22 protein-coding genes and 3 pseudogenes are annotated in these 19,511 nt (G+C 42.9%); 15 read left to right on the forward strand and 10 right to left on the reverse strand.

Annotated elements, in window-relative coordinates; translation table 11 throughout:
- Positions 1 to 10 precede the first annotated feature (10 nt).
- The 5 genes and pseudogenes from ACMZI0_RS17745 to ACMZI0_RS17765 form a co-directional block, all read left to right on the forward strand.
- Positions 11 to 310: pseudogene (locus ACMZI0_RS17745) on the forward strand (hypothetical protein); the annotation flags it as partial.
- Positions 240 to 662, forward strand: a complete 423-nt coding sequence (locus ACMZI0_RS17750; protein WP_415673938.1) for an Ig-like domain-containing protein — start codon at positions 240 to 242, stop codon at positions 660 to 662. The pseudogene ACMZI0_RS17745 and the gene ACMZI0_RS17750, both read left to right, overlap by 71 nt.
- Positions 608 to 1,348, forward strand: a complete 741-nt coding sequence (locus ACMZI0_RS17755; RefSeq protein ID WP_415673939.1) for an Ig-like domain-containing protein — start codon at positions 608 to 610, stop codon at positions 1,346 to 1,348. Before ACMZI0_RS17750 ends, ACMZI0_RS17755 begins: the two co-directional genes overlap by 55 nt.
- A 26-nt stretch (positions 1,349 to 1,374) precedes the next feature.
- Complete coding sequence (locus ACMZI0_RS17760; RefSeq protein WP_415673940.1) at positions 1,375 to 3,279, forward strand: Ig-like domain-containing protein; 1,905 nt, start codon at positions 1,375 to 1,377, stop codon at positions 3,277 to 3,279.
- Positions 3,280 to 4,288: 1,009 nt separating this feature from the next.
- A complete protein-coding gene (locus tag ACMZI0_RS17765; protein WP_415673941.1) occupies positions 4,289 to 5,008 on the forward strand; it encodes a winged helix-turn-helix domain-containing protein in 720 nt (239 codons plus the stop codon).
- Positions 5,009 to 5,059: 51 nt separating this feature from the next.
- Here the strand turns inward: ACMZI0_RS17765 and ACMZI0_RS17770 are convergent, their stop codons facing one another.
- From ACMZI0_RS17770 to ACMZI0_RS17815, 10 genes and pseudogenes are all read right to left on the reverse strand, one after another.
- A complete protein-coding gene (locus ACMZI0_RS17770) occupies positions 5,060 to 5,431 on the reverse strand; it encodes a hypothetical protein (protein ID WP_415673942.1) in 372 nt (123 codons plus the stop codon).
- Entirely contained in the window at positions 5,428 to 6,093 is a 666-nt protein-coding gene (locus tag ACMZI0_RS17775) for a type III secretion protein (protein ID WP_415673943.1), read from the reverse strand. The genes ACMZI0_RS17770 and ACMZI0_RS17775 overlap by 4 nt, the downstream gene beginning before the upstream one ends.
- Positions 6,062 to 6,631 (reverse strand): hypothetical protein, encoded by a 570-nt coding sequence (locus ACMZI0_RS17780; protein WP_415673944.1) that lies wholly within the window; start codon positions 6,629 to 6,631, stop codon positions 6,062 to 6,064. The genes ACMZI0_RS17775 and ACMZI0_RS17780 overlap by 32 nt, the downstream gene beginning before the upstream one ends.
- Before the next feature lie 155 nt (positions 6,632 to 6,786).
- A pseudogene (locus ACMZI0_RS17785) lies at positions 6,787 to 7,092 on the reverse strand (EscJ/YscJ/HrcJ family type III secretion inner membrane ring protein); the annotation flags it as partial.
- 100 nt (positions 7,093 to 7,192) lie between these two features.
- The gene (gene sctI / locus ACMZI0_RS17790; RefSeq protein WP_415673945.1) at positions 7,193 to 7,303 is read right to left on the reverse strand and encodes a type III secretion system inner rod subunit SctI; all 111 of its coding nucleotides are present in this window, start codon (positions 7,301 to 7,303) and stop codon (positions 7,193 to 7,195) included.
- Entirely contained in the window at positions 7,252 to 7,506 is a 255-nt protein-coding gene (locus tag ACMZI0_RS17795) for a hypothetical protein (protein ID WP_415673994.1), read from the reverse strand. The genes sctI and ACMZI0_RS17795 overlap by 52 nt, the downstream gene beginning before the upstream one ends.
- 100 nt (positions 7,507 to 7,606) lie before the next feature.
- Positions 7,607 to 7,804 carry an EscF/YscF/HrpA family type III secretion system needle major subunit gene (locus ACMZI0_RS17800; protein WP_415673946.1) on the reverse strand — a complete coding sequence of 66 codons (198 nt, stop codon included), beginning with the start codon at positions 7,802 to 7,804 and terminating at the stop codon, positions 7,607 to 7,609.
- Positions 7,797 to 8,171, reverse strand: coding sequence for a PrgH/EprH family type III secretion apparatus protein (locus tag ACMZI0_RS17805; protein WP_415673990.1), 375 nt, complete (start codon positions 8,169 to 8,171; stop codon positions 7,797 to 7,799). The genes ACMZI0_RS17800 and ACMZI0_RS17805 overlap by 8 nt, the downstream gene beginning before the upstream one ends.
- Complete coding sequence (locus tag ACMZI0_RS17810; protein ID WP_415673991.1) at positions 8,093 to 8,476, reverse strand: PrgH/EprH family type III secretion apparatus protein; 384 nt, start codon at positions 8,474 to 8,476, stop codon at positions 8,093 to 8,095. The genes ACMZI0_RS17805 and ACMZI0_RS17810 overlap by 79 nt, the downstream gene beginning before the upstream one ends.
- 86 nt (positions 8,477 to 8,562) lie before the next feature.
- The gene (locus ACMZI0_RS17815) at positions 8,563 to 9,051 is read right to left on the reverse strand and encodes a PrgH/EprH family type III secretion apparatus protein (protein ID WP_415673947.1); all 489 of its coding nucleotides are present in this window, start codon (positions 9,049 to 9,051) and stop codon (positions 8,563 to 8,565) included.
- Between the two features lie 1,125 nt (positions 9,052 to 10,176).
- Between ACMZI0_RS17815 and ACMZI0_RS17820 the strand changes: the two genes are divergently transcribed.
- The 10 genes and pseudogenes from ACMZI0_RS17820 (at position 10,177) to ACMZI0_RS17865 (ending at position 19,467) form a co-directional block, all read left to right on the forward strand.
- A complete protein-coding gene (locus ACMZI0_RS17820) occupies positions 10,177 to 10,596 on the forward strand; it encodes a helix-turn-helix domain-containing protein (RefSeq protein WP_415673948.1) in 420 nt (139 codons plus the stop codon).
- Positions 10,597 to 10,620: 24 nt separating this feature from the next.
- Positions 10,621 to 12,354: pseudogene (gene sctC / locus ACMZI0_RS17825) on the forward strand (type III secretion system outer membrane ring subunit SctC); the annotation flags it as partial.
- Positions 12,355 to 12,539: 185 nt separating this feature from the next.
- Complete coding sequence (locus ACMZI0_RS17830) at positions 12,540 to 13,499, forward strand: HrpJ domain-containing protein (protein ID WP_415673949.1); 960 nt, start codon at positions 12,540 to 12,542, stop codon at positions 13,497 to 13,499.
- A gap of 45 nt (positions 13,500 to 13,544) precedes the next feature.
- On the forward strand, positions 13,545 to 15,596 hold the full coding sequence (locus ACMZI0_RS17835) for an EscV/YscV/HrcV family type III secretion system export apparatus protein (protein ID WP_415673992.1): 2,052 nt from the start codon (positions 13,545 to 13,547) through the stop codon (positions 15,594 to 15,596).
- 10 nt (positions 15,597 to 15,606) lie between these two features.
- Positions 15,607 to 16,014, forward strand: a complete 408-nt coding sequence (locus ACMZI0_RS17840; RefSeq protein ID WP_415673950.1) for a hypothetical protein — start codon at positions 15,607 to 15,609, stop codon at positions 16,012 to 16,014.
- Positions 16,015 to 16,030: 16 nt separating this feature from the next.
- Entirely contained in the window at positions 16,031 to 17,326 is a 1,296-nt protein-coding gene (gene sctN / locus ACMZI0_RS17845) for a type III secretion system ATPase SctN (protein ID WP_415673951.1), read from the forward strand.
- 75 nt (positions 17,327 to 17,401) lie between these two features.
- Entirely contained in the window at positions 17,402 to 17,770 is a 369-nt protein-coding gene (locus ACMZI0_RS17850) for a hypothetical protein (RefSeq protein WP_415673952.1), read from the forward strand.
- Entirely contained in the window at positions 17,751 to 18,338 is a 588-nt protein-coding gene (locus ACMZI0_RS17855) for a hypothetical protein (RefSeq protein ID WP_415673953.1), read from the forward strand. Before ACMZI0_RS17850 ends, ACMZI0_RS17855 begins: the two co-directional genes overlap by 20 nt.
- Positions 18,335 to 18,658: a hypothetical protein gene (locus ACMZI0_RS17860; protein ID WP_415673954.1), complete on the forward strand. Its 324-nt coding sequence runs from the start codon at positions 18,335 to 18,337 to the stop codon at positions 18,656 to 18,658. Before ACMZI0_RS17855 ends, ACMZI0_RS17860 begins: the two co-directional genes overlap by 4 nt.
- A complete protein-coding gene (locus ACMZI0_RS17865) occupies positions 18,658 to 19,467 on the forward strand; it encodes a FliM/FliN family flagellar motor switch protein (RefSeq protein ID WP_415673955.1) in 810 nt (269 codons plus the stop codon). Before ACMZI0_RS17860 ends, ACMZI0_RS17865 begins: the two co-directional genes overlap by 1 nt.
- Positions 19,468 to 19,511 lie beyond the last annotated feature (44 nt).

A 19,511-nucleotide genomic window follows, 5' to 3' on the forward strand; every position in this document is an offset into this window, starting at 1 on the left:
AACGCTTAAGGTAAGAGATCAGCGCGGAAATCCTGTCGATCTGGATCTTGAAGAGATTAGTGTCACCTCAAAAAGGACGAAGCGCAGTGCTGATGCCTCTACCGTGTCTGCATTTCAACGCCAGTCTGCGGGTGAATACGCTGCGACGTTAACGGCTAGCACGCAGCCTACGGTGTTTACGATTGAGCCTTCCGCGCGCGATATCACGCTCGCGGCGGCGCATGTCACATTGACGGCTGATGCTGCCAGCGCAGCCATCAGCCATCAGCCGTCTGGCGGTGGAGGCGAACAATGCCGTAGCAAACGGTGAAGCGGCTAATGCCATCAAAGTTACTGCCACGGATGCTGGTGGGAATCGGGTTTCTAATGTGCAGATACACCTTCGGGCTGACAATGGCGCAACAATAAGTTCCACGGTACTCACTGATGCCCAAGGAGAAGCGCGGGTATCACTGACCAGTACCCGTGCCGGCAACAGTACTGTGACAGCAAATATCAATGGTTCAGATGCTCATCAGGTTACGCTGGTTTTTCAGCCCGACCGCAAAACTGCACACCTGGTCTATTACCTTCCGCAGGGCCTTATGTCGCAGATGGTCAATCGCCGGTGCATTTTCGTGCGCAGATTAGGGATACTAACGGTAACCCTGTCCCGGGTGTGAAGGTTGATTGGTCTTCAAACAGAGATACCAGTGTGGTCAGGTTTAGCGAGGTTCAGAGCCTTTCAGACAGCGAGGGGAGGGCTGTGACATCCGTAACCAGCAGCCAGGCGTTTGGTGTTGCTGTAACAGCATCGATCCCACTTTCGCCGAGCATGACGGAGATGATCACCTTCACGACTGATGAGTTATCAGAGGCGCGCTCTTCTTTGCGCCTTCATCCTACTACCATTGTTGCAGGCAAAGAAAAAGCAGTCTTGATATTGGTATTACGCGACAAACACGATAACCCGCTGACAGGGCAGCGGGTTGTTCCTGTTAGCGACAAACCCGGCATAGTGTTTGGTGAAACGAAAGAATTACCCGAAGGACGCTATCAGATTGACGTGAGTTCGACGCAAGCACAAGAGCGGTTGCTTTCTGTGCGCGTCAATGAGGTGCCGCTCAGCTTTACGGAACGTTTGGTGGTGAGCGGCGATGGCAGCCAGGGGAGGATTGGCGCAGTGGGTGTCAACCGGACACAGATGATTGCGGGAGATCTGCTTGGGGTTACTTACAATGCAACTATCGTCGACCACAATGGCAATCCGCTACCGGGCATGATGGTATTCTGGCAGCAGGAGGGGAATGTTGAAGGTGGGGGCACATTACGAGTACGGATGCTAACGGGGTCGCTCATATCATCGTGAAAAGCCAGACGGCAGGTACGCTACGTATGACGGCGTATCTGAACGATCAGAACCGAAAAATGGCTCCCGATGTTACGATTGACCCTGCAGCCATTGATCCCAATGTTTCGTTATTCCAAGCGGATAAAGCTGAGATTGGCTCAGACGGCAAAGATGCGGCATTGTTGAGTGTGATGTTACGTGATGCCTATGGTAATGCAATTTCGGGTAAAACCGTGATGTTTCATGGTGCAGATTCACTGCCTGGATTCGCGATTACTCCGGTGCGTGATAACAACGATGGTTCCTATCAGACGAGAGCAACATCAATGGCAAAGGGGAAAGTGTCCCTGAAGGCGATCGTTGAGGGAAAAACTATCGGCAAGGGGGTGATTCTCTCTGTAGGTGCTGTGCTGCCAGAGTTACGGTTCGACAATGCGTTACAGCAAGTGACGTTTACTCACCAATTCCGTCACTCTCAGACGGTAAAAGGAGTCCCTGATAATCTGCAACAAATGTGGTCAAGCTCAGATCCTGCGATTGCATCGGTTGCAGGTAGCTCCGGGCAAATAACGCTGCACAAAGCGGGGCAAGTGACCATCACGGTGCAAACCGCCGAATACCATCCCGCAAGTGCGAGCTATCGACTTCAGATTGCGAAAGCCTCTCCTGGGCTACAAGCCAGCACGAAACAGATTGAGGCTGTCTGGGGAGAGATTGACACGCACTCTGTGCAAGGCCTTTTCACGAATCCGGATGTAGGCACATCGTTACCCTTGAGGTATCAGAGCGAGCGTGAGCAGGTGGTTCAGGTAACGGATAGCGGGGGACTCCGTCCGATCAAGCCGGGCAGTGCGATGATTGCTGTCCGGTCACCGGAAACGGAGCAATTTATCGCTGAGACGGTAAATGTTCCATACCTGCTAAGTAAGGGAAACGTATCTGTTCGTTTTGCATCGGATGTTGTAAACACAACCGATCAAGCCGTTTTCACGCTACAGAAACCGGCTAATCTGCCCACAGAGGCAAAATTTGATTGGAGCTCAAGCGACCAGGAGGTCATTGCCATTACTCCTCAAGGGCAAATTTCAGGGCGATTAAAAAAGGGCAAGACTCAACTTCGGCTAACGATTCGGGAAAATGAGTTTTATACAACGAGCACCAGGACTTACGATGTGCTGGTGTTCACTGCGCCGAAACCCAGCGTGTCGGGGGTAAAATATGGGAATAATGGCTCTCTTGTTGAATCGGGGCGTGTATGGGCTCCGGTTTTCACCGAGGATAAACTGCGAGTTACCTGGTCGGTCAACAGCAGCACGCCGTATGATAGAGCGCGTTATGTCGAAGTAAACTTACTTGATGAAGGAGGCCGCAAGCTAGAGCATCGGCGTATTGATTCGCCGACGGGAAGTGTCGAAACTGTTTTCAGCCCGCAAGAGCGTTATATCGGCAAACGCATACATGTGGATGTAATCGCTTATGGCAATGATGCTTTGCAAGGGAAAACATCCACTGCTGAGATAAGCGTCAATCCAACCAAACCGACGCAAATAGCTGGCAGTCATTTGGCTACGACCCATACCTTGCGCAGTATCATTACCAACACAGGAGAGTACGATGATGCTTGTCAGGGGAGCTATTTCGGCAGAACGCACCATATGCTTGTGCAACCTAACACTCGTTTTGATTTGGCCGGTCAAAGGAGGCTCATGGCGCCTTTGACCATCGAACACAAGATTGTTAACGCGCAAGGGGATACGCGTAATGTTGATTATCCTATTTCTGCGGGGGTCTTATCCAGTGCCAGCGTGGGCTATAGTGGGAAATCCCATGTCTATGCGCTTAAGGAAGAGTGTTGGTCAAGCCATTCAGGCTCAGGCGTATTGCAAACGCGCTTGACCTTTACCGGCGTGTCAGAGATCACCAACAAGGCTTTCCGGTGGCATGGATAAGTCCACGTTTGCGTCCTGGTTGCGATTGCCTGGACGCAATCATTGGTCTGCATGGCGTATAGGGCAAGGAATTCCTGCAAGAATCGTTTTTTTTTGCAAGAGCAAGTATGCCTGGAAGATTATAGTGCCATATCATAAATGAATCATATCTTGTAAAAACCGAGTGACTTATATATGCATGTCTAACTAGCATAATGAAATAAGCGCCATACTAAAATTGTGTTTTATTATTTTTATTGACTCTGCTGGCTTTTCAAAATTACAGGTATTCTGAACCGTCCATGATGAAGTATGCATTGGCTTGGGGGCAATAACACGCTTTTAAGAATTATTGTTGTATATGTATTTTCTTGTTTTTATTTGTTTATTATTTGCGCGTAAAGATTTTTACATGCTAGCATAGTGTTGAGAAATAGATTGGCCAGCGTTGGTCTGTTTGCAGGAATTTCGGTCAATGCTTTTGAGTGGAATACGTAGAAATAATGTAATGTGATTAGCGATTTCTTAGTCACGAGCTTCTGATATTTCAATGTGTTGGGTGTCATTCTTCTCCATGCATTGATCATTCAGAACAAGCGGTTTTTAGAAATGGCATTTTGTTGATATTTTATTGTGACGAGTATTTTCTTTTCTCTAAGAAAGTGAAAATAATAGTTACACTTGGTTATTAAATGCCATTTTTTTATGCTGGAAATGATTTGTCTCATCGATTGGATGCAATGTTATTAATAGTTTAAAACAGTTTTTAATTCCGTGCATTTACAATGATCATGTACGCATTACATTGAGAAAAAGCAATGCGTCAGAAACTAAAACATCGTTTTTATTATTTCAATTCGCGTTTTTATAAAATATTTTTTTTCGTTGCTGCATGTTCAAATCAAGGTGCATTTTTATGATGGATTATCATAAGGATGAATGATGATAATCTTGGTGGCTAAAATTTTAGGAGGAGTGGTAATCACTGCCACCATGGTCTGTTGCGAGAATTCCCTGATGGTGGATTCCTTTGTTAGATAAATATCAGGCGGATATGAAAATGAACATTAGCTTAATGAATGATGGCAATATCTACTTTCTTGGCTTCATTTTTAGCCCCAAGCTCAGGATATTAAGCTGTGGTGATACCCTATATCAATTAAGGAAAAAGGAGTCAGATGTTTTGGCTTTGCTTTGCGAGAGGTATCCTCACCCTGTATCTCAGGATGATTTTCTGTCATGTGTATGGGAGGGGGGCTATGTAACACCGCAAAGTATCGCACAGGTGATTCGTGCACTGCGACGTAATTTGCAGGATAAAGATAAGCAAATCATCGTGACTATCCCCAAACTGGGGTACCGTTTTGGGGTGACTCCGTCTTTTGATGAGCCTCAAGAGTGTGTGGTTGAGAATGTCTTCAGCACGCATTCTGAAGTAGAAACGATCTATACGGCTCAATATGACACCTCGTGTGGGCAGTTTGTCTATGATCGTATCTCATTGATCAATCTGACACCTATCTCTGTCAATTCATTGGCTATTTCTCCTTGTGTCCGGCCAAAGAAAAAAATATACGTTTTAGAAATGTTGTACTGGTTGTCGTATGTATCGTTACTGTTTACCTTTTATGGTATTGCACAAAAGGTTCGACTATTTCTACCTATTCCGTTGTTACAGAGCCGCATGGCGAAGCCCGGTCGTCGGAGTGGGAGGCTCAACGCTAAGCCACCGTTTCTTGCCACCTTTTAAACGGTGACGTTTGTCGAGTTTTTTATCGATTAACCAATGCATTGATTATTATTACCATTTCTCCGGTTTGATATTCTCCTCATCTGTAGGGAAAAATATTTCATTCATCATATTTGTGTAAAACATATTTGTACCTATAAGTTGCATGGCTTTTTTGTAGAGAATCTTATTAGCATATTCTTGATGTGCGGGATCATCCCGCATTTTTGCATTGATAGCATTCATCGCGTTACTGAGTGTTATTAATGTCAACGGCGAGTTCGGAGAGAGCGCTTTCAGCTTTTCCAGAATACTTTGTAGATTGCCCTCTGGGTGATTTGCCTTAAGGTAGTGCAACACTTTGGCATCGAAGTTATCATTTTCTGTCTTAGTCGCATTAACTGGAACGGTACCTATATTGTTGCTATCAGTGCGCGATATCATTCATCTTCCTCCTTAACTGTGTTTGTGAAAGTTAACATAGCCTGTTGCAGTATTTTTATAATGTCTTGTAGGGTCGCGGGAGTTAATGCATTCAGTTGCAGCGTGAGTTCTTGTGTTGCAGTATCAGCCTGCGCCATCCACTGCTGGCACGGAGCTTCAATGGGGAAGCGTAACGCACGTGTACCGCATTGCAGCGTAATGTGATTTTCTTGGGTAGATAGGTACGTTATGTGCGGCATCAGATCAGGTACAGGCAGAGCATCGGGTAAGATAAGTGTCATGGAGTCACTGTAGTTGCAGTGCTCTTTTAATTGCATAATTGCGTATTCAACGATGACCGGATCGTGCAAAGTTTGAGTTAGCGCCTCTTGTAAATGTTGACGTTGTTTTGTCCAGCGCTCATGTTGTAGCGCTTCATAGTCGTTCAGCATGGAAAGTATCGTGGTGAAGAAGAGTTGAAAACCGGTGGAGAAACCCTCTCTTTCTTGCTGCTTTTTTACCTCTGCTGACGCCCGCTTTTGCTCATCATGAATCTCCTGACAACGGCGTAACGTATGCTCAATGGCATCCTGTGAACGGCACAGCCGTTTGCGAGTATCGGATTTGATAAGTACAAGATTGCGGCAATCTTCAGGCAACTCTGCCAGAGAAACAGTTCGCATAGTGAATGGCCATATTGAATAAGTTGATATGTTCGGGGGCACGAGGCGCGCGTATCTTTGGGAGAACGATGTCGGTGGAGAACAGCAGCATAAATCGCTGTTGTAGCGCCAGCGGTAAAGAATTGCATTGGCTCAGGATAAAAGCAGCACCTAAGGCCTGCGTAGTAGGCTTTCCTGGCTTCTGTGGGGGAATTTCCACAAGGTGTGCCATTGGCAATGCAATAAAAGTACGCAGTTGTGGATCAGAAAATAGCGTTAAGCTTTGAGCTGACATTGCTGATTTGAATAGGTAGCCACCTAACAAATGCGCAATGTTCAGCATGCGATACCACTGCTGCATTACCGCTGTCACCACTGTGTCTGATGTTCTCCAGGACGTTGGTAGATCGGTAAGTTGGTAATGCCTATGAAGCCAGTAATTCAGTAATGGCTCACAGGTTCGCTCATCAGCTTGCCAGGTTTGCGGCAGATGAGAGCGGTGGGTGTAGGCTAATGGATGATACAGAATACGAAAGAGCTGTTCATGGCAAATGCTCATGCCGGCGGCTCCTTATCTGGTGTTGTTGCCATTGCGGCGCTACTACGTGATGAACGACGCATTATCCTTGTGATGAAATAAATCCCGACCATGAGTGCGATGAGCAAAACTAGCATTAATGCTCCTTGTCAAACGGAGAACTCGGCAGAACAGACTTTGGTCGGTGGAACATATTGAATGGATGGTGCGGAGAAGAGCACAACGGAAATATTTTCGTAGCGAATATTACTAAGACTGTTTTTTATCAGCGACTTTACCTGTGAAATAAATACACTTTCATCAATATTGCCCTTATGAGTAATGATCACACCAACATGATCGGTGGTAAATTTATTTGCTGTATCATTATTAAATAACGGATAACTGATGTGGACTTTCGCATTTACCACCTGGCTAATGATGCGCAAGGATTGTTCGAGGCGCTGTTCTTGCAGTGAGATTACCTTGGCTTGCTCCGCGTTACTTGGTTTGCTTGTTGCTGAGTTAAATTTTCAAGCAGTTGGTTCTCATTACACGCCATGAGCAACATGGCCAGCATCGCTTTTGCATATTTCCTAAACATTATTGCGCTTTTTCCAGAGTTTCTATTGTGGCCACCCCTTTACGCGCCAGTGTGCTAATTAATGAAACATAGTTACTGTACTCCCCAAGGTAGCTTTGAAGTTGTAACAATGCCTCGGGATTACTGGTAAACTACTTATGGCGTTTATCGCCTGTTTAAATTGCTCATCTGTCTCACCCATTTGTTTGAACATATTAGATACGAGCATTGTAAATGATTGATCGTGGATGCGGGTTGATGCTGTTTCTGTCTGAGATGTCTCTTTCGGCGTAAGTTGTGTCAACTCAAGTAACGCTTTGTTTGTCAGCTCCATGCTACTTCCTCTAATGTAATAAAAGGCAATCAAGACAGTGTTAACGGAAGTTCTGAATAATGGCTGCGCCGATATCCTTATAGGCTTTTATCGTGCTTGTTTATGCGTTTCTAAAAAGCGTATAAGCTTGTAATTTTGACTGGTATGCAGCTAAAACGGATGGGTTAGAAGGATCTGCGGTGAGAGCTTCCTTGGCTTCGTTCAAATAATTCATTAAGGTTTTTGCTCCGTTTTCAAACTCGCCAGACATCTTGTCGAAAAAAATATTGTCAATGTGTTGGGGGGTATAATCAGCCATAATTCATGTCTCTTTTGTTAAGTGGAAAATACCAGTATTGAGGGGATATAAAGAGATATCCCTCTTTTGCATTAAGGTAAGATTTGTTTTTTAGGATGTTTTCATTCATGTTGATCGAAAAGTCAACGATCTGATCTCCCCATTGATTATAAAAATCAGAGATAAAAATGTTTAGCGAGTTTATTGTATTGTCACTGAGATCATCTCTCACAATCAGCGCAAATCCGGTGTCAGTCGTAACACAGCGATAGGGAATCTGAATACGTTCAAGTCCATGCTGAGCTTGCTTTACGAGAGATTCCTTATCTTTAAAAAAACATCTATACGCTTTGCATAAGGTAGTATCTGATGTGCCTGTGTTTTCAATGACGTTTCCTGTTCACTATTTAGTTTTCTGTATGTATATAGCCGAGGATATTCGGGTTGGGTTAAATCTAATCGTAAAGCAGGAAAACCCTTGGAATGTAAATTCTTTACCACCTCTTTTCGTGTTTTTTGCGCCCAGATTGGTGTAACATTGTTGACTTCATTCAGTTTATAGAGTACCTCATGTAGCCAAGCGATCTCTTGATATCCCTCTCCGAAAACATAAATATTATTGTTGGACTTTATTATCTTTAACGGCACAGGGGAGCCTGCGAGTGCCGCGTTGAGCGAAAAAACCTTGTTAATCTGCTGTGAGTATTTATACTAAGCGATAAGACCGAAAGTAAATAGTATTGTCAGAGCAAAGCAATAACATAAATATGCTTTAAATTTTATTGGTTTTTTCCTTTTACAGCTATTTCAGATGTTGAAACTGTTTTATCGACTTTGGACCAACCACAGCTTAATATTTCCTCAGACCAAGGGGTGTCATGTTTTTTTAATGCTAATTGTATGTTTTTATGTTGAAAAACAATATTTTCTTCAATGAGCGCTGATTGTGAATCCTCGGGATTAAGTATATCAACCAGATATCCGGAGGTGCCATCAGTTTCCAATTCTTTCGTCAGGTGTAGCAGCAAATTGGGGGAGTTTATGTCGCAAGGTATGTATAACGTTTTGCAAGTAAAGGATGCCATGTTCGCAACTTCTTCTTGCGTATCTATACTTACGTTATGCTGGTTTATTCCAGGATGAATATTAAAAAAATAGTCATCAGCTGGCAGGCTCAACTCACAACCAAACATCGGGCTAAAAAGAATTTTTAGTGTAAACTGTTCTGTATTTAATACTGCATCATCATCAATGTATTTCTCATCCATAGGGTTACCCTAAATAGTTTGTTCTTTAATTTGATTAGTGGCGACGCTTAAGGTGCCTTACTCTTCATGCACAATAATGATGTCATGCGAGATAACAATGATGACTTTCTATGTGTGAAGAAAAGTGTTTTCTATTTCAGTTCTGCTATTCTTATTTTTCTCGGTATCATTTATCCAAAATATAATTCTGATGTTCTGCATGTTACTCGAGGTTTAGGCAAAAAACGTAGGAACATAGTAGCGAGATAATCTAATATGGCCATGATATACTGCTAAGTTTTTTTGATATTTTTATTGTTTGTTCTATTGAATTAATTATCAATTTTTAATTGAGTTTTAATGTGATGCTTTCTTATTTTTTATTTTAATATCAATTAGTTATTTCTGGCTATCATCCTGCTTATATAAATGTAAAATTTCATGATTACTGGATTTGGATGTGTTTTTATTGTATGGGTGGAAATATATTTATGATATTTATATTATCTTGATTAATTTATTTTTACATTTTTTGATGTCTCTTGACCAACTTTTTTTAAGTGAATATTCTCGCTCTACAGAACCGCACCCATTTCTGTCGTGGGCTCACTATTATTCTAGCGCGTATGAGCTGCGCCGTTCAGTATGGCTGACGCAATTTTCTATAAATGTCATGCGAATTAAACAGAGGTCACTATGTCTAGAGAACTTCAGAATAAGAGTATTGCTACTAATACAAGCTTCCCGAATTGTAAATACAACCCTGGGTATAATGCAATGGTTGAAGACTCGGTAATTACTGATGAAATCTTGAAAGTTAATGATTCATTATTCTTCATTAGACCATTATCACCGGAGTCATCGTTCACCTTTTCAATTATGAATGGTTGAGAAAGAGTAACCTTTACGGGGGAGCAATCTGCGGTGTTGGTGTCGAATAGTGCTATTGAGTTATCGCTTCATGGGAAATGGTTAGTCGGAAGATCATTGATTACACAACTGGCGACCTTTTTAGCTTTCACTGAGTATCGGTTCAAAGAGTCTTCACGACTATGGGGTGCTAATGTTGCGCCTTTACAACATAAGGTTTTATTCGAAACAGAAAAGAGCTTCTGCGCAGTCATTGACAACGCGTAAATGAGCTTTATGGATTTGGTGTTTTGCCGCGACTTTATCAGTGATACGGATGTTATCAATAAATTATGTCATTTTATTCGCAGTATTGAGAGTTATTGGGTTGCCCAGTTCTTATTGGATCAGGTTCTTGATAATAGCAAAAGTATGAAGTCACATAAACTCTACAACTCATGTAAGGAGTATGGGGTTTCCGAATCCTATTTTAGAAAACTTTGTTATAACGCTTTTACCTGTGGCTCGAAAAAACAACTCAGAATGTGGAGAGCTGCATACAGCGCATTACAACTGATTGAGAATGATGAATCCATTGCTACCGTGGCCTGGAATAATGGCTATGCGTCGTCATCTCATTTTTCAACGGAAATTAAAACACTTTTTGGTATTACCCCCAGGGAGTTCAAGAATTTAGAAGGCTTTCTTAATGAATAGAATGGGTAAAATGGATTTTTATGTATTGTTGCTGATTACAGGAATAAGTATCGGTTTTCCTGTCTCGGGGCACTCCCGGTAAAGAGTTCGGCGCTCAATGATGAACTGAACAGCAGGGACGCTTTTTCAGCAGATAATACAACGACCTATGTTGCTAATAATAATAGTGTGCAGCAGCTTTTCTATGTGCTTGGTGGTGTTCTGGAAAAACCCATTATTGTTAGCACTGAGGCTGCAAAAAAACGTATTTCCGGTAACTTTGATTTGACGAATCCGCGCCAGTTGTTAAATGAATTGTCAGCGCGTATTGTATTACTCTGGTATGACGATGGTAGTTCTATTTATATCTATGATGTCAATGAGATACAGAGTCGTGTCATTAAGCTTGCTTATGCTCCATTTAATCGTCTGGAAGCCTACTTACAGTCGACTGGATTGTATGACTCTCGTTTTCCTCCCCGCTCCCATAGTGGAGCGGGTTCATTTTATTTATAGGGGTCTCCCGTTTATGTTGAATTAGTGGCAGCAGCAGCAAAATATATTGATGGCACTTATTCTCAGCCAGGAACAGGGGCGAGTGTTATCCGAGTTACCACGTTGAGAAATACCTTTGTCAACGATCGAGTATTTTCACTGCGAGATGCACCGATAACTATTCCCGGTGTTGCTACAGTATTAAATCAATTGCTCAATAATGGAAAAAAACAAAATAGTGCTAATATAACCCTGTCCGGTTTTCCTGTTACTGCGCAAAGCGAAGTTCGAGACCTCCGTGAAGGAGAATATCTCCGTCGAATGGGGGATTTACTTCCTGTATCTAATGGTAGGGTGAATCCGCAGACTCGCCAGGATGACATGTCAAACAGTACAGAAGGAAATGCAATCAATATTGTTGCTTATACGGATACAAATAGTTTACTTATCCAGGGAACAGAAAAGCAGGTTGCCTTTGTTGAAGATCTAGTTAGTGCTATTGATATTACTAAACAGCAGATCCAATTGTCACTATGGATTATTGATATCTCAAAAGATGATATTGAAAACTTAGGGGTGGCCTGGCAAGGTTAAGCAAATATAGGAAGTGTTGGTATTAATTTTAATGGTGCCACGAGCGCATTGAATCCAACGAGCAGCATGAACTTTCTGACAAAGGTGAGTGCGTTGATTGCAAAAGGGAATGCCCAGGTAGTTTCTCGACCAGAGCTTTTGACTCAGGAGAATGTTCCTGCACTGTTTGATAATAACAGTAGTTTCTATACTCGCTTGTTGGGGGAGCGTTATTCATCCTTAGAGAAAGTGACTTTTGGCACCATGATCAGTATTATTCTGCGTTTGGGCAAAAAAAGCCAAGAAATAGAGATGATACTTAATATTCAAGACGGAAAAATACCACAGGTCAATGGGCTCATGGAGACTATCGATACGCTTCCTGTTGTGAACAATACGCAAATAAGTACGACTGCACGGGTTCCAATGGGATACAGCTTATTGATTGGTGGTTATAGCCTTGAACAGGATGAACAACACGGTATGGGAATCCCGTTGCTAAAAGAGATTCCTTTATTGGGAGAGTTGTTTGATTACACCTACATCAGCCATAGAAACATGGTACGGCTTTTTCTGATTCAGCCACGATTGCTGGCGCACGGTGAAACCTGGCAAGGGCGCTGGGAGAATAATCCTGTATTGGGCCGAAACCTTGCCGGTGAGGATACGGCAACATTGCAGTCAACCGTATCCATGCTGCGGCAATTTATGAACAGCACTAAGGAGTACCGATGGAGATTCCTTCCCTTGGACGCACTGGCCTCCCGCGCATGGATTTCAGGGAGGAGGACAGCAATGGTAAGGTGCCGGAGACCACCAGTGATGATGGTGAACACCTGCCCATTACTAATCTGTAAGAACAGATCAGTAATGCTGCGGAAGAGTTTGCCGATGTATTGAGCACATTCGGACGTTTCAGCCGAACGGGACGCAGAAATGACAATGTTGATAATGACTTTCTTTCTTCCATGTTAGAAGAAAAGGCCGACGAAAAGAATGATGCTTTGATTAAGCAAGTCTCTAAGTTGTCATTAAACCGTGATGGGCTGCTGATATATGGGAGAAGCCTTTTTCCAAATGACAGCGATCTGATGCTGGCATTACGCGAGTTGATGCTCAGCCGCCAACTCTCTGCCGTGCAAAAGAAAAGGATAAAAGAGGCGATGGCCGATCTCGAAAAGTTCGCAGATTGTCCTAAAATGCGTTCCGGTATGAACATTGGTCGTCTCGCCAAACGATTTAGCAGACATGACGGTCAACAACATCTCTTTGCTCGAGAGCTGCGTGCCTGTTACTTACGTTTCTTAGAATTGGATCTGCCTGGCAGCTTTGTTTATCAGGACTGGATAGAGCAATACGGGTGTCATAACAGGCAGCGCTTATTGGCTTTCACCATAAATGCACTTATTGCAGATATGAAATCAACCGAGCCAGGCATCCATTTTGATGAATTTGGCCCGCTAAGTGACAGAATATCTGATGCAAGAACCATTCATACATTGGATTTACTATTAAATGAAAAAATTTCTGTGCTGTCGTTTCGTGAAAGTTTAAAAAATGAAATTAGAATAATGGATGAAAATGATATTGTCATGCTTTATCTGAATGGCATTGTTGAAAGTCACAAATTTGAAGAGTCACTTTATTCATTTAACCATGATTTTATGCGAAGTTTGTTGTTAAAACAAAGAGCAACGGTGATACAGATATTGAGAGGGATCTATAATAAAACACCAGAAAGAATGTACATTGATCCTACATGTCGTCAGTACCTATTGAACTTTATTTCTTCTTTGCTCACTTCTTTTCACGAAAAAGAGCGGAGACAAGGGCCGTGGTCTGATTACTGTACCTGATGCGAATATCCGCTTACTTTAATACATTCATGGCGTTGAAAGATGATGCTATACAATTTTATTATCCAGATTAGAAATCGTCCTGAACTCATTATTTTATTGATAATGATTCTTGTAGTGGTTATGCTCATTATTCCTTTGCCTACATATGTGGTCGATTTTCTCATTGGTTTTAATTTGACCATGGCATTGATGATATTTTTAGGATCGTTTTACATCAACCGGGTTCTCGATTTCTCTTCGTTTCCTGCTATTTTATTGATTAGTACTATTTTTCGATTGGCAATATCTATCAGTACAAGCCGTTTAGTGTTGATGAATGCCGACGCGGGGGAAATCATTGCCAGTTTTGGTGAGTTTGTTATCGCTGACAACCTTATTGTTGGCTTTGTTATTTTCTTTATCGTCACCATTGTTCAGTTTATCGTTATTACTAAAGGTTCGGAGCGTATTGCTGAGGTTGCTGCGCGTTTTTCTCTCGATGCGATGCTTGGGAAACAAATGAGCATCGATGCCGATCTTAAAGCAGGAGTAATTGACGAAAATGAAGTGAGGCAGCGGCGAACAGTATTAGAGGCAGAAAGTCAACTTTATGGGGCGCTTGATGGTGCCATGAAGTTTATCAAAGGTGATGCAATTGCAGGGATCGTTATCATATTTGTTAACCTATTGGGCAGTATTTCTGTTGGGATAATGCAGCACGGAATGAGTATGTCGACAGCGCTCTCCGTCTACACTCTGTTGACGATAGGTGATGCGCTGGTTGCGCAGATACCTGCACTCCTGATTTCTATCAGCGGTGGTTTGATTGTTACTCGCGTCAACAATAACGAAGACAATAATCTGGGATCTAAAATTATCCAGGATATGTTTTCCAATAAATTTATCCTGGTCGTTACCGCTGTTCTCGCGATTGCGCTAGGTCTGCTGCCTGGTTTCCCATTACCCATATTTATATTATTGGCAGCACTGCTGTTGGGACTCTATATAAAACATAGACTGAATGAAAAACGGCGAGGAGATGTTACATCAAATTTAGATCAGAGAGATAACGAGGCTGAAGAGAAGGGTAAACCGGTTGTGATTGATGGCGAGTTTATACCTGAAACCATTCCATTGATTGTTACTGCGTTTTCTGGACATGAAAGGATATTGGATCAATATGGTTTTTCCTCATATTTGAAACGCCATTTTTTTATCGAGTATGGGGTCCGTTTACCTGACATTGTGATGAATTATAAAAGTGATACCCCGCCTAATACCATAGTTATTTCGATTAATGAGATTGAGGCAGCCACATTCCCACTCTTTCCTGGTATGCACAAGATCCTGTTGCGCAGGGATGAGTATCAGGTTCTGGACAGCAGTGTTCAGGTTAATGAAATTGATCAGGTGAAAACTTATTGGCTACCGGAAATGCAGTGCAAAAAAGCGCATAGTCTTGGGTTCTATACGCGTAACGCACAGGATGAATTTTACGTTTGTGCATCGACTCTACTGGCGCGAAATATTACCGAGTTTTTCGGCATTCAAGAGGCAAAAATGCTTCTTGACGATCTTGATAAGAAATATCCAGAATTACTCAAGGAGTGTTACAGGAATAATACTGTTCAACGTATTACTGAGGTTTTTCAACGATTGCTACAAGAACGTATTTCAATCAGAAATATGAGGTTAATTCTTGAAGCATTGGTACAGTGGGCACCGAAAGAAAAAGATCCCATAATGTTGGTAGAACATGTACGTGGTGTTTTATCTCGATATATATCGAATCGTTTTTCGACGGAAGGGAAAATTCGCACGTTTGTGATGTCGCATGAGATGGAAGCGGTAGTACGTAACGGTATCCGGCAGACATCAGGAGGGACTTTCATCAACCTGCCACTACTAGAAACCGAGCGAATTATGCATTGTTTGGAAGAAAGTATTCATGGCAACGGCGTCAATACCAGAGATATTATTTTGATGGTTTCTTTGGATATTCGACGATTTGTGAAAAAATTAGTTGAAGAACATTATCCTGAAATGGATGTACTCTCATTCGGTGAGATTTCACAAAGCGTGGACATTGATGTGATTGGTTTACTACAAAATTAAAAGGTGAATTATGCAATATGATGTTGTCGCGTTGCTGACCGAGATTTTAGCTAAGGTTGGAATGTCAGATGTTTTTGATAAAGATCTGAATAATCATTCAACGATATCGTTGCATATGAAAGATGATATTCCCACGATCCATATCAAGAACAATGATGAAGAAATTTGGGTTTGGGTACAATTGGGGGAAGTAAATCTTTCCACACTCAGTTATTGCAGCGCCAACTTGTTCCCATTGCTACTGGCTCATAACGAGGACATCTTTCATGCTGGGCATCCTTGTTTGTATCAAGTTGATAATGCTTTAGATCTTCGAGCTCAGGTAAAAGAAAAGCATTTTGAATCGGCATCGGCATTCATGGAGATGCTTGATAGCTTTTTAACCGTGCTGCAGCAGTACCGTACGGCACTAAATTGATAATGGGAGTGCAATCATGGTCGCTCAAAGCTTTGTCCATCTTGCTCACCCAGTAAGAATTCAAGGGAATGTGATAGAAGCCTATTTACCTGATACCTATATCGGTGAGGTGTGCGAGGTTCAGTATTCTCTCCAGGATTCAACGAAAGTAGGGCTTGCGCAAGTAATTGGGTTTAATCATGAGTACACGCTACTAAGTCTTCTAAATGACAATCAGGACTTTTCTCGTTGTAATGTACTCTACCCAACAGGTAAACCGTTCAGGATTGCGCTTAATGACGATATTGCTGGCGCTATTCTTGACGCTATGGGGAATGCCCGAGGTCGACTGGATGCAAAAGTATTGCGTGAACCTGTCGTGAATGACGTGCTGGCTGTTCAGGGAGAACCTAAAGATTTTACCCAGCGTTGGTCCATTGATACGCCGTTAGTGACTGGTATACGTGCTATTGATGGACTGCTCACTTGCGGCTTGGGCCAACGAATGGGAATTTTCGCCGCTGCGGGCTGTGGTAAAACGTCATTAATGAGTATGCTGGTTGAACATTCCGAAGCGGATATTTATGTTATTGGCCTTATCGGAGAACGCGGGCGTGAAGTTACTGAGTTTATTGAAACATTAAAACAATCCTCACGATGCTCGCAGATTGTGCTGGTATATGCCACATCAGACAGATCGTGTATTGAACGCTACAATGCTGCGCAGATAGCGACACGTGTGGCGGAATATTTTAGTGCCAAAGGAAAACATGTTCTGTTATTTATTGATTCAATTACTCGTTATGCTCGCGCTCTACGTGATACAGCGCTTAGTATGGGGGAAATGCCGGCCAGGCGTGGTTATCCTGCATCTGTGTTTGAAGCTTTACCCAAATTGCTGGAACGACCTGGACGTTTTCAATACGGTTCAATAACAGCATTTTATACAGTATTGATTGAAAATGAAGAGGAGCCGGATATTATTGGTGATGAAGTTCGCTCTATTCTTGATGGACATATCTATCTGAGTAATAAACTTGCCGCTCAAGCGCATTATCCAGCGATTGATATTTTACAAAGTGTCAGCCGAGTGTTCCTTAATATCATACAATCAAAGCAGCAGCGTGCTGCCGCACGTTTCCGAGAATTGTTGTTTCGGCAACGTGATATGCAATTGTACTTGGATCTGGGTGAGTACCAGCCTGGAGATAACGTTGAAAATGACACTGCGCTGAATAAAAAAGAAGGTATGGAAAATTTTCTTAAACAGGACATGAATCAGAAAACAGAGATAACAATCTGTTTGGATAATCTGTATGAATGCCTGGCGTAAAGGAAACGCTTTTCTGGCTTTGCTGGGACATAAACAGGAACGTGCCAGACATGATAAAAAAAGAGTGAAGTGCTATTGGAAAATGTTACTCAGGATATTTGTAAATATCAACAAAATTATAAGGAAATAGATAATTCGATTGCTCAATTGATGTCACCGGGGGTTCTAAGTCGTAGCGAAATGTATCAGCGTATTCGTCAGCAAGGTGTATTGCTGAGCTGTCAGCAAGATATTGCTCAACGCATTATTGATTTACAGAATGATGCGGAAATTGAAAAACAGAAAATAGAGAAATATCAGAATGCGATAGTCGAGTGTGAAAAAAGGCAGCGCAATATTGCACGTAATCTTCAACGCATACGGCGTGACGTGCTACGGCGAGCAGATATAAATGCTGAAAATGATATTGAGGAGATCGTGAGTTATGGAGATAAAAACAGGTGAAGCATCAATAGAATTACAGATGTCATCGGAAATAGCCTCTGAGAGCGATATATCCATTGAAAAGAGGGTCGAGAGTAAGAAGAAAAAGAAGGAAATACAAGGCTCAGAGAATGTTACATGCTTGCATTACTACACAGCAATTTTGCATAACAAGCCGTTGAATCTGAAGAAGGATGGCGTACTGGTGCAAGAACAGCAACAGAAGCACCTGGTGCAAGATTTGCGAACCCGCCAGTACGATATGCCCGATTCATCCATGGTACTAAATCACAAGGGAACCAAGGTAATAGCACCTTTAGTACAAGGCCTTCATACCGCAGATGTCGGTGCGCCTAAGCCTGCCACTATTGTAACTGCTGCGGCTGCAAGCGGAGACGAACAACTAAGGTCCGCTTCTTTTTTTAACCAACTGAATGGCAAGGCCCCAGAGATAACTGATGTTGCAGTGTTGGACAAGTCGTATTCTCGAATGTTTTTACCCAAGGGGAATCTGTGCTTGCTGTGCGTTCAATGCATGACATCACCGTGCAATATGATGTTTCTCGCCCTCAGCGTAATGAGCAAGTGACCACACCTTTTGCCTCGGTGACACAACAAGAAAGATTGAATGCACTGCGGCTTGGAGAGCGTAGTGACGAGCAAACGGTAAGGATCAATTATCCGTTCCAACGTTGGTTTGGTGAACATTCAGTCAAGGTGTCGCTACGACGTGACAGTCTGTATGAAGGCTTGATGACTCTACAACCGTCAGATGTGCGTGCGTCTGACGCATTATCAAGACAACTTGAGCACTGGCCAAAGCAGACACCGCACATTTTGCCCCCTGACTGTATGGGAGATGAACAGGGGGAACGACAGCAGCAACGAGACCAGGAAGAGGAGCAATAATGAATTTACGGGACCGGTTACGTCGAAGAGCACGGCAGGTTACTGTGGCCCGGGGAAATGCCATACATGTTCCTGGCAGTGAAATTGCGTTGCCTAGCTCCTCTCGACGTTACCTTAGCCTTGATTTGACTGACGAGGAACAAAATTACGCACAAGCATGGGTGGATGCTGACGACTGGGCTGCGTCGAGTGGGTGTGAATTGCCTGGTATTGCTTGGGGGCAAGTGCCACTTGGCTATCTTTCTCGTTGGCTATGCCATCACCAATCTGAATGGTGGGTTGCGGATAAACGTTGGGCAATTCAACAGGTATCGATCTCAGAATCGTTGTTGCCCATTTCACTCACGCGATTACCGGCTAAACCCTGTTCTTTACTTTGTTGTACCTGGTCTGAGGATCAAGATGAAGCGCTACGTATATCTCGACCCTGGCTTGAAAAACCCCCTTTTACACTGTGCTACATGTTGGGCAGTAGTCGCTTGGTGCTCACTCAATTGGTGGGAGTGGAGCAGGGCGATCTGATTCGTATTGAATATTACAATCCCATGTTGCTTATTGAGCGTTGTCCAATTGCCCATTTTTGTTTAACTCAGAACCTGGAGGTTTTTGTGGGGGAATATTACATCGCGGATTCAGATGATGCGCTGAGAGAAGACGATGAAATGACATTTGAATGGATGAACTTGCCTGTGAATATCGAGTTTGTATTAGACACCGTAACACTTACTGTCGGCGAATTGGATAGCCTGCAACCGGGCGCGCAGTTACCGTTAAATAATAATGCAGAAAAAAAATCAGAATCTACCTGAATCGCAAACTGTTTGCTCGCGGTGAGTTGGTTGTATTGGATGAC

Source organism: Symbiopectobacterium sp., from assembly GCF_047692315.1.
Lineage (GTDB): Bacteria > Pseudomonadota > Gammaproteobacteria > Enterobacterales > Enterobacteriaceae > Symbiopectobacterium.

Excerpts from the sequence above, each read along its gene's own strand:
- ACMZI0_RS17800 (WP_415673946.1), bottom strand. The coding sequence starts at position 7,804 with ATGGCTGATTATACCCCCCAACACATTGACAATATTTTTTTCGACAAG.
- ACMZI0_RS17775 (WP_415673943.1), bottom strand. The coding sequence starts at position 6,093 with ATGCGAACTGTTTCTCTGGCAGAGTTGCCTGAAGATTGCCGCAATCTT.
- ACMZI0_RS17835 (WP_415673992.1), top strand. The coding sequence starts at position 13,545 with ATGCTATACAATTTTATTATCCAGATTAGAAATCGTCCTGAACTCATT.
- ACMZI0_RS17770 (WP_415673942.1), bottom strand. The coding sequence starts at position 5,431 with ATGATATCGCGCACTGATAGCAACAATATAGGTACCGTTCCAGTTAAT.
- ACMZI0_RS17815 (WP_415673947.1), bottom strand. The coding sequence starts at position 9,051 with ATGGATGAGAAATACATTGATGATGATGCAGTATTAAATACAGAACAG.
- ACMZI0_RS17760 (WP_415673940.1), top strand. The coding sequence starts at position 1,375 with ATGACGGCGTATCTGAACGATCAGAACCGAAAAATGGCTCCCGATGTT.
- ACMZI0_RS17855 (WP_415673953.1), top strand. The coding sequence starts at position 17,751 with ATGGAGATAAAAACAGGTGAAGCATCAATAGAATTACAGATGTCATCG.
- ACMZI0_RS17795 (WP_415673994.1), bottom strand. The coding sequence starts at position 7,506 with ATGGAGCTGACAAACAAAGCGTTACTTGAGTTGACACAACTTACGCCG.
- ACMZI0_RS17820 (WP_415673948.1), top strand. The coding sequence starts at position 10,177 with ATGGATTTGGTGTTTTGCCGCGACTTTATCAGTGATACGGATGTTATC.
- ACMZI0_RS17780 (WP_415673944.1), bottom strand. The coding sequence starts at position 6,631 with ATGAGCATTTGCCATGAACAGCTCTTTCGTATTCTGTATCATCCATTA.
- ACMZI0_RS17840 (WP_415673950.1), top strand. The coding sequence starts at position 15,607 with ATGCAATATGATGTTGTCGCGTTGCTGACCGAGATTTTAGCTAAGGTT.
- ACMZI0_RS17750 (WP_415673938.1), top strand. The coding sequence starts at position 240 with ATGCTGCCAGCGCAGCCATCAGCCATCAGCCGTCTGGCGGTGGAGGCG.
- sctN (WP_415673951.1), top strand. The coding sequence starts at position 16,031 with ATGGTCGCTCAAAGCTTTGTCCATCTTGCTCACCCAGTAAGAATTCAA.
- ACMZI0_RS17865 (WP_415673955.1), top strand. The coding sequence starts at position 18,658 with ATGAATTTACGGGACCGGTTACGTCGAAGAGCACGGCAGGTTACTGTG.